Origin of the sequence: Limosilactobacillus sp. (genome assembly GCF_022651205.1) — a bacterium.
Lineage (GTDB): Bacteria > Bacillota > Bacilli > Lactobacillales > Lactobacillaceae > Limosilactobacillus.
Genome location: NZ_JALCQI010000006.1, coordinates 21,337 through 35,410 on the forward strand (window position 1 = coordinate 21,337; position 14,074 = coordinate 35,410).

The window sequence follows — 14,074 nt, forward strand, 5'->3', positions numbered from 1 at the left end:
TTTGATTTGAAAAAAGATTGAAATAATTAGTAATAAAAATTGTAATTATTTATCAATAGTATTATGATTAAAGATGAATGAAACAAGATAACGGTTTCACGTACATTATTACTTTGGAGGGAGGTTTTTGTTATGAGTATTCTTAGTCTTGCACGATTTCAGTTTGCAATGACGACGGTATACCACTTCTTCTTTGTTCCATTTACAATTGGAACAGCGTTTATTGTTGCCATTATGGAATCAATGTATGTTCATACTAAGAATGAATCATACAAAAAAATGACAAAGTTCTGGGGAAATATCTTTCTGTTGAGCTTTGCTGTCGGTGTTGTTACAGGTATTATTCAAGAGTTCCAATTTGGGATGAACTGGTCTGATTATTCTCGGTTTATGGGGGATATCTTCGGTGCTCCATTAGCCTTGGAAGCTTTGCTATCATTCTTTATTGAATCTACGTTTATTGGTCTTTGGATCTTTACTTGGGATAAAGTAAAGCCAGGACTCCATGCTTTCTTTATTTGGATGACCAGTTTTGGTTCACTTACTTCAGCTCTTTGGATTTTAACTGCTAACTCATTTATGCAGCATCCAGTTGGCTACGCAATTCGTGGTGGCCGAGCAACAATGGTTGATTTTGGTGCCTTATTGAAGAATCCACAATTATGGTTTGAATTCGGTCACGTGATTTTGAATGCCATTATGATGGGTGGCGTTATTTTCGCTGGCTTAACTGCCTTTCAATTATTAAAGAAGCGTGAACTTTCTAGTGAAGCACGGACTATTTACAAGAAGACAATGCATCTTAGCTTGTGGATATCACTGATCTTTGCAATCTTTGGCTTAGTTCTTGGTGATATGCAGATGCAGTACCTTGTTAAGGAACAGCCAATGAAGTTTGCTGCCACTGAAGATGTTTACACTACTACTGGTAAGCATGCGCCATGGACAGTAGTTGGAATTGCTAATACGAAAGAACATAAGGTTGAAGATAATATCGATATTCCTGATATGTTAAGTATTTTGTCTTACCACAAGACGACTGGTGCAGTTACCGGGATGAATGAACTGAATGCTCAGTTTAAGAAGAAGTATGGTAAGAATATTGATTACTATCCACCAGTAAACACATTGTTCTATAGTTTCCGGATTATGTGTGCAATTTCTGCATGGATTATTTTAGTTTCATTCGTTGGCTTGATTATGAGCCGAGAAAAGTCCGGATATCTGTACAAGCACAAGTGGACGTTATGGATCCTTGCTTTGACGACGTTCCTACCATTTATGGCTAACACTGCTGGATGGTTTGTTACTGAATTTGGTCGTGATCCATGGACGGTTTACGGACTTTTTACGATTCAAGAAAGTGTTTCGCCAAACGTTTCGGTAGCATCATTATTAACGTCGAACATCGTTTACTTCGTCCTCTTTACCGTTTTGGCAATTACAATGATCGGTTTAGTTGTTCACGAACTTAAGAAGGATCCAACTCAAATGATAGAGCCAAAATTCAAGAAGGTTCTTGATCCATTCGATAAGGAGGCGTTCTAAATGAGTTTTCTCCAATTATTATGGTTTTTCCTGATTGGCGTTCTCTTTGCCGGCTTCTTCTTCCTGGACGGATTTGACTACGGAGTTGGAATGGCAACCGTTACGCTAAGCAGTGATGAGGCTGAGCGAGACCAAATGGTTCGGACAATTGGTCCTGTTTGGGATGGTAATGAAGTTTGGTTAATTACTGCTGGTGGGGCAATGTTTGCCTCCTTCCCATATTGGTACGCGAGCCTATTTAGTGGTTATTACATTATCCTGATGCTTGTCCTAGTTGGCCTAATTATTCGTGGTGTTTCTTTCGAATTCCGTTCAAAGTCACCAATGCCACGGAAACGGATTTGGGATGGAGCACTTGGACTTGGTAGCTTTATGGCACCATTCTTCCTCGGGGTTATGTTTATTAGTATGATCCAAGGAATGCCAATTGATGCTAATGGTAACTTCCACGCAACATTCTTTGACTACATTAACTGGTTCTCAGTTGTTGGTGGTGTTGCATTAACACTCTTAACTTACCTTCATGGACTTAACTACATCGCATTGAAGACCGCGGGAGATATTCGTCAACGGGCAAATAACGTTGCACAATTCTTATACTGGGTTCTCTATCTTGGATTAATTGTCTTCGCCTTGATGCTTATCTTTATGACTGACTTCATCAAGGTTCACCCAGTAGCAATAATTACACTATTAGTTGTGATGGTTGTTTTGACTATTATTGCTCAAGTTGCTGCTATTAAGGGTAAGGAATTGACCGCATTTATTTCTAGTGGTTTAACGTTAGTTGCACTGGTTGCATTACTATTTATTGGTTTATTCCCACGGGTACTAATCAGTTCAATTAGCCCACGTTATGACTTATTAATTCAGAATGCATCATCAACTCAGTACACATTGACAGTAATGACAATTGCTACATGCTGCTTATTGCCATTTGTTCTTGCTTACACGATCTGGGCATACTGGATCTTCCGGAAGCGGATTGCAATGCCAGTAGTTACGGAGGCTAAGTAAGCACTATGATTGATCGATTACTCTTCACGCTTAAGGGGAGCAAACAGATCATGATAAAGCTTGTAGGGTTTTACGTCCTACAAGCTTTTCTTATCATTGGTCAAGCGATTTCTTTAGCTTTATTATTAACTAACCTTTGGTCGGGTCACTCATTGATTCATGAATGGACCTGGCTAGCTACATTTATTGCTTGCTTTACGGGACGGCATATTATTAATTGGCTTGATACGATTCTGCTTGACAACTATGCACGAAAGACCGCGCAATCTTTACGTCAACAGTTATTGGCAAAATTGTTTAAGTTGGGCCCCCAACTTGTTCAACAACAGGGGACGGGAAATATTGTTACGTTAACTCTAGATGGTATTTCTGAAGTAGAAAACTATATTAACCTCCTTTTTAGCAAGTTTGTTAGCATGATGATTATCCCGGTAATGCTGTTAATTGTTTGCTTCTGGCTAGATTGGATATCCGGTCTGGTAATGTTACTCGTGTACCCGTTAATCATTCTTTTCATGATTATTTTAGGTTATGCGGCGAAGGCAAAAGCTGACCGCCAGTACGCTAGTTTCCAGGTGCTATCAAACCACTTTATTGATTCACTTCGGGGAATTGATACATTAAAGTACTTCGGCTTGAGTAAAAAGTATTCAAAGAGTATTTTCCGTTCAAGTGAACGTTTCCGAAAGTCGACGATGAGTGTTATTCGGGTTGCAATGTTATCAACCTTTGCTCTCGACTTTTTCACAACCCTCTCGATTGCCGTTTTGGCGGTCTTCCTTGGATTACGATTAATCGACGGCCGGCTGCTACTTTTCCCAGCTTTAGGGATTTTAATTTTAGCTCCGGAGTACTTCATGCCGATTCGTAACTTTGCCAATGATTATCATGCGACCCTTAACGGAAAAAATTCGTTTCATGCTGTTGAAAAGATTTTGCAAGAAGAAGTTCCGCCAGAGCCACACGTTGATATTAAACAATGGCAGGCAAACAGTCAGCTCGAATTACAAAATGTCGAATTTCAATACGAGCACGGAAGCAAATTAGCGCCTGTTAACTTACACCTTCATGGCTTTCAGAAAGTCGGAATTGTTGGTATGAGTGGTGCAGGGAAGACAACTTTGATTAACTTATTAGGGGGCTTCCTTCAGCCAACGGCAGGGACAATTAAAATTCAGGGACAGTCAGTTAAGACATTAAATATTGAAGACTGGCAAAAACAAATTATATATATCCCTCAGGATCCGTATATCTTTGATGATACTTTACGCAATAATATTAGTTTTTATACGCCAGATGTTAGCCAAGAGCAGGTTAATCAAGCCGTTGAAATTATGGGTTTAACCTCATTAGTGGCAGAATTGCCGGATGGCCTTGACACGATGATTGGTAAGGGACATCGGCAACTAAGTGGTGGTCAAGCGCAACGGATTGCGTTAGCACGGGCCTTCCTGGATCATTCTCGTCGGATCTTAATTTTAGATGAACCAACTGCTCACCTGGACATTGAAACCGAGCTAGAATTAAAGGAACGGATGATCCCGATTATGAAGAATCACTTGGTCCTGTTTGCTACTCACCGTCTCCACTGGATGAAGCAAATGGACTATGTTGTTGTGATGAAACATGGTCAAGTGATTGAGCAGGGAACCTATGATCAATTAATGGCCAAACCAGGTTACTTTACAGACTTGGTATTTGACCGTTCAAAGGAGGAAAAATGATGAATAAAATTCCATTATTAAAAGCCCTCCGTCATGATCGCTGGGTACGTCCTTTTCTAAAGAAATATCGGTGGACGTTGACTTTAGCAATTATGTTAGGGATCTTAACGTTCGTCTGTGCTGGTGGATTGATGTTTACGGCCGGTTACCTGATCAGTAAGTGTGCAACGATGCCGTTTAACATTCTACTTGTTTATGTCCCAATTGTTTTAACTCGGGCGTTCGGGATCTTTCGACCGGTTTTTCACTATGCTGAACGACTTACCAGCCATAACTGGGTGTTTAAGATGACCTCGATGTTCCGGAAAAAGCTCTATGATTCACTTGAAAAAGATGCCGTGTTTTTCAATAGTAAGTACCGGATTGGTGATATTTTAGGCTTGCTTTCCGAAGACGTTGCCCACATTCAAAACTTATATTTGAGAACTATTTTTCCAATGCTAGTAGCTTGTGGCTTGTACCTAATCATTGTCATCGCGCTTGGTGCTTTAACACCATGGATGGGATTGCTAATGTTAATCTTATTTGGGTTAATCATTTTTGGTATTCCAGTGTGGTCAATCTTGGTTAATGGGGCACGACAGGAGCAAGAAAAGCAAGCAACCAATCGGCTTTACTCTGATCTTACTGATAACGTAATGGGAATTACTGATTGGGTCCTTTCTGGAAATTCGGCAAAGTATATCCAGCGTCACGATGTGGATGAGAAGAAGCTTTTGAGTTCGCAAAAGTCAATGCATCGCTTTAATAACCTACGTGACTTTGTTCTCCAAATGATGATTTTACTAATAGTTATATCATTGGTGGTTTGGGGATCAGCTCACTTTGGTGGACATTGGGGTGCAAACTGGATTGCCGCATTTGTCCTTTGTGTTTTCCCGTTGGACGAAGCGTTAGCCGGATTACCAGCAGCAGCTCAACAAACAAATGTTTATACCGACTCCTTGAACCGGTTAAATAGTCTGCCAGAGCCAAGCACGGCAGTAAAGAAGAGCCCACAGATTAATGCTCCATACCAGATTAATGTGGATAACCTTAGTTTTAAGTATTCGGCTAAATCTAAGCTGATTATTGATAACCTGAACCTTCACATTAAGCCAGGTGAAAAGCTCGCGATCCTTGGACGGAGCGGTGCCGGTAAGAGTACCTTAGCAAGCTTAATTCGTGGAGACCTTAAACCGACTGCCGGAAAGATTACCATCAATAATGAGGAAACCGACCAGTTTGGTGACCAGATTGCTGATTACATTGGCGTTGTTCACCAGTCGCCATACTTATTCAATACGACCGTCCTGAATAATATTCGTTTGGGTAACGAAAATGCTACTGAGGATGATGTTTGGGACGTCTTGAAGCGGGTTGGCCTTGAACAGAAAATTCGTCAATTACCTGAAGGACTGAACACCAAAATTGGTGAAGCTGGTCTTATCTTTTCTGGTGGTGAACGGCACCGGCTCTCATTGGCCCGGATCCTCCTGAAGAACGTTCCAATTGTTATTCTTGATGAACCGACTGTTGGTCTTGATCCATTAACGGAGCAACAGGTAATTGATACTTTTATGAACGAATTAGCCGGAAAGACACTTATTTGGATCACTCACCATTTACAGGGAATCGATGCAATGAATCGCGTAATCTTCCTTGAAAATGGTAAAATAACAATGAGTGGGACACCACAAGAATTGTGGAAGAATAATACTCACTATCAAAAGTTGAAAAAAGCAGATCAAGGTTTGTAAAAACAGGATAGTTTACTGATAATGTTCTATACTAGTAATTAAATAGGGGATGAATTATTTATGAAGAAGATTGTTGTATTGGGTGCTGGTTATGCTGGCTTGAAGACAGTTGTCCTCCTCCAAAAGAAGCTAAAAGGTGAAGGACGGATTGTGTTAGTTGACAAGAACACCTACCACTATGAAGCAACTGACCTCCATGAAGTTGCTGCGGGAAACGTTCCTCCTGCAAAGATTTCTTACCAGGTTAGTGATTTAATTGACTCTAAAGTAACCACCTTCATTCAAGATGAAGTTGTTAAGATTAACCCTGATGACAAGACGGTTGAATTAGCTCATCGTGAACAGCCATTAGATTATGATTACTGTGTTGTTAGTCTTGGCTTCACTTCCGAAACGTTCGGGATTGAAGGAGCTAAGGAAAATGCTCTCCAAATGACTAACGTTAAGGAATCACTTGAAATTCACAGTCACATTATCGACAAGATGAAGGATTACAAGATCACCAAGAACCCAGACGATTTGAAGATTATCGTTTGTGGTGCTGGTTTTACCGGAATCGAATTGGCGGGAGCTTTGGTTGATGCACGTCCTCGCTATGCTCAACTTGCCGGAGTAAATCCTGAAGATATTCAAATTGACCTTATTGAAGCTTCAGAACGACTCTTGCCAATGTTTAACCAAGACTTAGCAGATTATGGTGTTGCCCTTGTTAAGAAACTCGGTGTTCATTTGCACACTAGTTGCTTGATTTCACGGATTAAGCCAAGCACGGTTATTTACCAACATGGTCGTGGAAACGGTGATGAATCAATGACCGCTGGTACCATCATTTGGACAACCGGTGTTAGTGGTAGTCCAGTAATGGCTGAATCAGGATTTAACGAACGTCGTGGTCGGGTTGTTGTTACTGATCACTTGAACGATCCTGATCATGACGACCTCTACATTATCGGGGATGTGGCCGCTGTAATGGCACCAGGTTCTCCTCGTCCATATCCAACAACGGCACAGTTGGCCCTTTCAATGGCTGATTATGCTGCAGAAGACTTGGCTTCCCGGATTAAAAAGGGCGAACGTCTAAGCGAACCTTACACTTACAAGTCACTTGGTACCGTTGCCTCCGTTGGTAACACACGTGGCTTTGGTGTTGCCATGGGCCACGAAGTTAAGGGATACATCGGTTCATTCATGAAGAAAATGATTGCTAACCGTTCACTCCTCGAAGTTGGTGGTCTAAAAGAACTCTTTGCCAAGGGCCGTTTTGATTTGTATCATTAGAATTGAAGAGAGTGCTTTCGCCCCGAAGAGTTTCCGGAAGGCTAGCAATTTCTCCTGACGAAGGCGACTTGCGCCTAGGAAGGAGGTTGCTAGCTCTAGGAAACTCGGACGAAGCATGTTTAGACTATGCCGCATTTAAAACTAGCTCGAGGAAGGTTAGGCTGAGCCGATCTCAGCTACGTTGCATTCAATAGCTAGCTCCATTAAAATTAAGAAACAACCTAAGATTATTTTCGTTCTGGACTAATCTTAGGTTGTTTTTATTATGTTGCGGATTTCACCCTCCGATACCTTAATCTATGGTAAGATGTGGTATTAATAAGCTATTAGAAGAAGGAAGATAAAATGATTGAGTCATATGCTGATGCCTTGAACTTTATTCATGGTCGGACAAAATTTAAGAAGATTCCAACGCTAGACCGGATGCGCCTTTTCTTAAAACGGCTTGGGAATCCACAAGATGGCTTGAAATATGTTCATGTAACGGGGACTAATGGTAAGGGCTCAACCGTTGCCATGCTTCGTAAAATGCTGATTGATTCTGGACTGAACGTTGGGAGTTTTACGTCACCATTTATTACTCGTTTTAACGAACGAATTGAATTAAATGCGGAACAGATTAGTGACGCGGATTTAACTAGGATTACGCAGAAGATCGAGCCGGTGGTTCATCAATTAGATCAAGAATTGGCGACTGGTGGACCAACTGAATTTGAAATTGATACTGCGATTATGTTTTGTTACTTTGCCGAAAAAAAGCCTGATTTAGTTATCTTAGAAGTTGGAATTGGCGGACGCTATGACTCGACTAATGTAATCTTGCCGTTGGTTAGTGTAATTACGACTGTTGGCTGGGATCACATGAAATACTTAGGAAATACCCTAGCAAAGATTGCTGATCAAAAGGCCGGAATTATTAAGGAAGGCGTGCCGACGGTGATTGGTCAACTTCCTGACTCAGCGCGAGATGTCATTTTGAAGACAGCAATGGAAAAACATTCATCAATATATGAGCTAGGAAAAGAATTTTCTGCAAGGAAGGTTAACCAGCATGCAGTTAACGCTGAAATTGAATATAATGGCGGAAAGCTCCACCAATTTCACGCATCCTTAAGCCTAGCTGGTGACTACCAAGTGGGAAATGCAGCGATAGCGATAACAACAGCCCAGTTAACCTTAACCAAGCTGGGGATTCCGATCAACGTCGCTGATCTCAAAAAGGGCTTGATGACAACAAGCTGGCCTGGTCGGATGGAGTTAGTGATTGATGAACCTCCAGTATTGTTGGATGGCGCCCATAATCTTCCGGGAATGCAAGCACTGGTAAAAACGCTTCGTGATGATTTTAGTGATCGTGAAATATATATTTTGGTCGCAATTCTTGCTGACAAGCAGTACGATTTAATGCTTGGTGAACTTGCAAGTCTGGGGAATGTTCACCTGATGGTTACTAACTTTTCCGGTCCCGGCCCTAAAAGGCCAAGCGCGAATTTAGCTGACGTTATTAGTGAGTTAAAAACTAAGTATCCAGTACAGATTGCTGAAAATTGGCAAAGTGGCTTTGTTAAATTATCTCAAGAATTAGGCTCGGATGATGTTATGCTGGTAACGGGATCTCTTTACTTTATTTCAGAAATTCGAAAAATTTTAAAATAAATTAGTGCAAATCTTTCTTTTTTCCGTTATATATAAATAGAATGGGAAAAAGGAGATTTTTTATTTATGTTTTCAGCAGAATCAACTCACTATTTACAACTTGTTGGTCGCTTCTTAATTGACGGTAGCGAGGAGGGTAATGTTCTTTTTAGACAATTCGTTAAACGTTATCCGACTCCGGTTGCGGTTAAGAATATGACAAGCGATGAAAAAGAAGAACTACTCGACAATGGCGGCGAGCAAATGGAACTTTTATTAGCGGCAATTGAACTAGGAACGCTGGTAGTTCGCAGCAAGGCGCCGTTACTTGGTCATGCATATTCGAGTCAGCTGCTAAGTACCGAAATGATGGATCGGTTGAGCGGCGAGAGCCAAGAGAGCTTGTTCGTTGTTGGTACTGATATCCATAACGATATTATTGATATTAAAAAGATGTTTGTGGGTGGCCTAAGTGAATGCAATGTTTATCCTGATCAGATTTTTCGTCGGGCTTTATTGCAGTCGGCTCATGGAATAGCGGTAGTTCATAACCATCCATCTGGTACCGTTGAACCTTCAGCAGCTGATATGGCGATGATTAAACGATTAGAGAATGGGTGCAAGCTTTTGGGATTGACCTTCCTTGATTTTCTGATTGTTGCTCGAGACAATTACTTTAGTTGGCGAGAAAACCAGGCATTTCGAAAAGATGATGGGCCAAAAAGTTAAAGAAAACGTTAATTTATTTGTAAATTAGTCTTTTCGGTCGATTTATTATGTATATTAAAGTTCGTATATGGCTTTTTGCTATGGTATAATATGCTCGATATTAGATAAAAATTAATTTACTAAATGAAGGGAAGAAGCAGATTGCTAGGAATCGGAACCAAAAATATTGGCATCGACCTCGGAACAGCAAACACAATTGTGTATGTTGAAGGCAAAGGAATCGTATTGCGTGAACCATCAGTTGTTGCTCGGAATACTAAGACCAACGAAGTTATTTCTGTTGGTAAAGATGCTCGTGATATGATCGGTCGGACCCCAGGCAGTATTACAGCCATTCGACCAATGAAGGATGGAGTAATTGCTGATTACGATACGACCGTTGCAATGATGAAGTATTACATTGAAAAGGCTTTGGGTAGTTCAAACGGGAAGCCATACGTTATGGTATGTGTTCCAAGCGGAATTACTGAAGTAGAAAAGCGGGCTGTTATTGATGCTACCCGTGTTGCGGGGGCTCGAGACGCTTACGTTATTGAAGAACCATTTGCTGCTGCAATTGGTGCAGGTCTTCCAGTAATGGACCCAACCGGAAGTATGGTTGTTGATATTGGTGGTGGGACTACTGATGTTGCTACCATTTCTCTTGGGGGAATCGTATCTAGTCGTTCAATTCGGATGGCTGGGGATGAAATGAACGATGCCATTGCCCAATATGTTCGGCAAAACATGAACCTCTTAATTGGGGAACGGACTGCCGAAAAGATTAAGTGGGACATTGGTTCTGCTTCAGTTGATGCTGCTAGTGAAATGGGTTCGACTGAGGTTCGTGGTCGTGATCTAGTAACTGGATTGCCAAAGACCATGGAAGTATCCGCAAAGGATGTTTCAGTTGCCTTGCAAGATGTTGTTAATTCAATTATTGATGCAATTAAGGGAACGTTGGAAGAAACATCACCAGAAATTGCTGCTGATGTTATTGACCATGGAATCGTCCTCACTGGTGGTGGTGCACTATTGAAGCACTTACCTGATGTAATTGCTGATGCTACAAAGGTTCCTGTATTTATTGCTAACGATCCGCTTGATTGTGTTGCAACCGGTACTGGTGAATCATTGAAGAGTATCGATGTAATGAAAAAGAAGTAATAAGTAATTGGATGGGGCTGGTCGCAAAACGATTTGTTTTGTCCAGCTCTTTCTTATTACTTAGTAACGTAATGCTGGAGGAATAAAATGCGCAAGTTTTTTTCCAATCGACGGCTTGTTATCCTTGTGCTAATTTTAATTGCTTGTTTTGGGTTGATGGCTGGTTCGGTTTCGATGCGTAACCGCCGAGACACCCCACCCTTGATCCAACAATTTGGAAATGATATTGTCGGTTTTGTTGACAGGATCGTCGCTCTCCCCGTGAATGCAGTTCAGGGGGGCTTTAGTTCTGTTGGTCAATTAATGAACACGTATTCAGAGAATCGTGAGCTAAAGCAACAGGTAACAGATTTAGCACAAACCAAGGTCCGCGATCAGACTTTGGCGAAGGAAAATAAAGAACTCAAGCAAGAGTTGAAGCTGAATAAGTCATTAACTGATTACAACACGATTACTGCTTCAGTAATGATGCGGACTCCTTCGTCATGGCAAAAGCAATTGGTAATTAATAAAGGCCAATCTAACGGAATCAAGAAAAATATGCCTGTAATGAGTGGTAGTGGCTTAATTGGTCGGATTAGTGAGGTAAATAAAACTAATAGTAAGGTTGAGCTATTAAGTAATACTGGTGAATCAGCTAACCGCTTTGCTGTCGTTATTGATGGTTCGAATGGACGAAACGTTAACGGAATTATTACCGATTACAATGCCTCGACAGATGAACTGGTAATGGGACAGGTTAGTTCCAAAGCTAAGTTAAAGAAGGGGACCAAGGTAATGACTAGCGGTATGGGTGGAGTGACTCCTAAGGGCTTGTACGTTGGTCGTGTAACCCGTGTGGGGAAAGATGACTATGGACTAGCTCAAAAGGTTTACATTAAACCTGCTGCTGACCTGAATGATGTTAACATTGTAACGGTTGCAGAACCGGCTTAATCGAGGTGAGCTTATGTATCGATTATCGCGATTAAGGTATGTATTTCCGCTTGGACTTTTTATCGCATTATTTTTAGATGGTGCATTGAGTAATGTTTGGTCAAAGTTATTTTTCAGTTATCCTTACTCGATGATGAGTGAATTAGTTTTGCTTTGGCTAGTGTTATCTTACTATTTTGAAGAGAACATTGAGATCCCATTGATCCCCTTTGCAGCTTTGGCAGGGATTGTCTTTGACGTTTACTTCACCGGTATTTTGGGATTAGATATTTTCCTCTTTCCGTTAATTGTCGAACTTACTAAAATTCTTTCGAGATACTTTAGTCAATCGTTTTTGACAATTATCATGATCTTCTTTATTGATATTTTGGCCTTTATAACACTAACCTATTGGGCATACTCATTAGTTGGGATCACCCACATGAACGTTGGGGACTTCCTTATATATACTTTGGCACCAACCCTTGCCCTTAACTTAGTTTATTTTGTTGTCCTTTATTGGCCAATTCAATCTATCTATACTTGGGCTTTAAAAACTAAAAAGTCTTAGAAAAAGGATTGACAAAGTTAAATATCAAGTGTACTATACATGACAATATCAAAAGGCAATGAACAGACTAGTAAAGAATTAACTAACCCTAAAGAAAGTTCGTGATGATGGGAAGCGGATGAGTTAGTTTTCTTGAATCACATCTGCAAGTTGATCCGTTGAATTAAGTAGGTGGATCCGGGGTAGCCCGTTACAGCGCGGAGTTTAATTAATGAACTTACTGAGGTTGTTTTTGTGAGAAAACAACAACATGAGGTGGAACCGCGTAAAACGCCCTCATAGTCGATGAGACTGTGAGGGCGTTTTCCTTTTCCTGAGATTGAACTCGTGAGGTAGTTACTGTGAAGTAATTATAAACTGAGGTGGAACCACGACTTGCTCGTCCTCTTAAACTAGGGATAGTTTAAGGGGACATTTTTGTTTACTGCTTTTGAAATTTAAGGAGGCTTTTAAATGTCATTTAATTATATTTCGCAAATATTACCTTCACTTATTCAGGGGGCAGGACTAACACTTCAAATCTTCTTTTGGACGTTAATTCTTTCGATCCCCTTAGGAATTATTGTTAGTCTGGGATTAACTTCAAAAATTAAGCCACTTAAATGGATTCTTGAGATTTATGTCTGGCTGATGCGGGGAACCCCATTGCTTTTGCAATTAATTTTCGTCTTTTACGGGTTGCCAATTATTGGAATCGTTTTCCAACGGTACGATGCAGCCTTAGTTGCCTTTATTCTTAATTACGCTGCTTATTTTGCAGAAATTTTTCGTGGTGGTTTCCAATCGGTTAGCGTCGGTCAATATGAAGCTGCAAAGGTATTACGGTTAAACTACTGGCAAACAGTTCGGAAGATTATTATTCCACAAGTTGTTAAAATTGTGATTCCTTCAATTGGAAATGAAGTTATTAACCTGGTTAAGGATTCATCATTGGTTTACGTTATCGGTCTTGGCGATCTTCTTCGTGCCGGTAATGTTGCAACCTCACGAGATGTTACCTTAGTTCCATTGCTTCTTGTTGGTTTAATCTACTTGCTTCTTGTTGGTATCTGTACATTGATTTTACGCCAAGTTGAAAAGCGGTATTCATACTTTAAGTAGAGGGAGGAATTGCCAATGTTAGAAGTTAAAAATCTAAAAAAGAGTTTTGGTGAACGAGTAATTCTAGATGACGTTAACCTTACCGTTAGGGATGACGAAATCTTATGCATAGTTGGTCCTTCTGGAGCAGGGAAAACGACCTTGTTACGGTGCATTACGGGACTAGATACACCTGATAGCGGTGAATTTCTAATGGATGGTCAACCATTTGATCCCCAAGGAACTGGAGCATCTGATCGGGTAATTGGGGTTGTCTTTCAAGACTTTAACCTCTTCCCTAATCTTTCAGTGATGGAAAATATCACGTTGGCACCAACAATGGTCTTGAAAGAGTCAAAGGAAGCTGCAGTAAAGAATGCTAAAAAGCTGTTAGGCGAGTTAGGATTATCAACAAAAGGTGACCTTTATCCTTGGCAACTATCTGGGGGACAGAAGCAACGGGTTGCTATTGCCCGTGCCTTGGCAATGAAGCCTAAGATTCTCTGTTATGATGAACCAACTTCAGCCCTTGATCCGAACCTCCGTCAAGAAGTTGCAAATATCATCCTTTCACTCAAAAAGGGTGGTGTAACACAGCTCGTTGTGACCCACGATTTGGACTTTGCTGAAGAAATTGCTGACGACTTACTCAAGGTTAACCCAATCGACCAGAATCAAGATTAAACAAGAGG

General features: G+C 40.8%; 12 protein-coding genes and 1 other annotated feature. All 12 genes read left to right on the forward strand.

Translation table 11 applies throughout. The annotated features are described in order from the left end of the window. The first annotated feature begins 132 nt into the window (after positions 1 to 132). The 12 genes from LKJ51_RS02610 (at position 133) to LKJ51_RS02665 (ending at position 14,066) form a co-directional block, all read left to right on the forward strand. Positions 133 to 1,548, forward strand: coding sequence for a cytochrome ubiquinol oxidase subunit I (locus LKJ51_RS02610; protein ID WP_291978890.1), 1,416 nt, complete (start codon positions 133 to 135; stop codon positions 1,546 to 1,548). Then, positions 1,549 to 2,565 (forward strand): cytochrome d ubiquinol oxidase subunit II, encoded by a 1,017-nt coding sequence (gene cydB / locus LKJ51_RS02615; RefSeq protein ID WP_291978889.1) that lies wholly within the window; start codon positions 1,549 to 1,551, stop codon positions 2,563 to 2,565. Between the two features lie 5 nt (positions 2,566 to 2,570). Continuing rightward, the gene (cydD, locus tag LKJ51_RS02620) at positions 2,571 to 4,289 is read left to right on the forward strand and encodes a thiol reductant ABC exporter subunit CydD (protein WP_291978888.1); all 1,719 of its coding nucleotides are present in this window, start codon (positions 2,571 to 2,573) and stop codon (positions 4,287 to 4,289) included. Next, positions 4,289 to 6,028, forward strand: a complete 1,740-nt coding sequence (gene cydC, locus LKJ51_RS02625; protein WP_291978887.1) for a thiol reductant ABC exporter subunit CydC — start codon at positions 4,289 to 4,291, stop codon at positions 6,026 to 6,028. Before cydD ends, cydC begins: the two co-directional genes overlap by 1 nt. 60 nt (positions 6,029 to 6,088) lie before the next feature. Further along, on the forward strand, positions 6,089 to 7,306 hold the full coding sequence (locus LKJ51_RS02630; protein ID WP_291978886.1) for an NAD(P)/FAD-dependent oxidoreductase: 1,218 nt from the start codon (positions 6,089 to 6,091) through the stop codon (positions 7,304 to 7,306). A gap of 345 nt (positions 7,307 to 7,651) precedes the next feature. Further along, the gene (locus LKJ51_RS02635; protein ID WP_291978884.1) at positions 7,652 to 8,962 is read left to right on the forward strand and encodes a bifunctional folylpolyglutamate synthase/dihydrofolate synthase; all 1,311 of its coding nucleotides are present in this window, start codon (positions 7,652 to 7,654) and stop codon (positions 8,960 to 8,962) included. Positions 8,963 to 9,028: 66 nt separating this feature from the next. Then, on the forward strand, positions 9,029 to 9,670 hold the full coding sequence (locus LKJ51_RS02640; RefSeq protein WP_291978882.1) for a JAB domain-containing protein: 642 nt from the start codon (positions 9,029 to 9,031) through the stop codon (positions 9,668 to 9,670). A 141-nt stretch (positions 9,671 to 9,811) separates the two neighbouring features. Continuing rightward, positions 9,812 to 10,816 (forward strand): rod shape-determining protein, encoded by a 1,005-nt coding sequence (locus LKJ51_RS02645; protein ID WP_291978881.1) that lies wholly within the window; start codon positions 9,812 to 9,814, stop codon positions 10,814 to 10,816. Between the two features lie 87 nt (positions 10,817 to 10,903). Then, positions 10,904 to 11,752 (forward strand): rod shape-determining protein MreC, encoded by an 849-nt coding sequence (gene mreC / locus LKJ51_RS02650; protein ID WP_291978880.1) that lies wholly within the window; start codon positions 10,904 to 10,906, stop codon positions 11,750 to 11,752. 13 nt (positions 11,753 to 11,765) lie between these two features. Further along, positions 11,766 to 12,302, forward strand: a complete 537-nt coding sequence (mreD, locus tag LKJ51_RS02655) for a rod shape-determining protein MreD (RefSeq protein WP_291978879.1) — start codon at positions 11,766 to 11,768, stop codon at positions 12,300 to 12,302. A 49-nt stretch (positions 12,303 to 12,351) separates the two neighbouring features. Beyond that, positions 12,352 to 12,583: a binding site (T-box leader), on the forward strand. Positions 12,584 to 12,755: 172 nt separating this feature from the next. Then, the gene (locus tag LKJ51_RS02660) at positions 12,756 to 13,403 is read left to right on the forward strand and encodes an amino acid ABC transporter permease (RefSeq protein ID WP_291978878.1); all 648 of its coding nucleotides are present in this window, start codon (positions 12,756 to 12,758) and stop codon (positions 13,401 to 13,403) included. A 15-nt stretch (positions 13,404 to 13,418) separates the two neighbouring features. Beyond that, entirely contained in the window at positions 13,419 to 14,066 is a 648-nt protein-coding gene (locus LKJ51_RS02665) for an amino acid ABC transporter ATP-binding protein (protein ID WP_291978877.1), read from the forward strand. Positions 14,067 to 14,074: the final 8 nt, after the last annotated feature.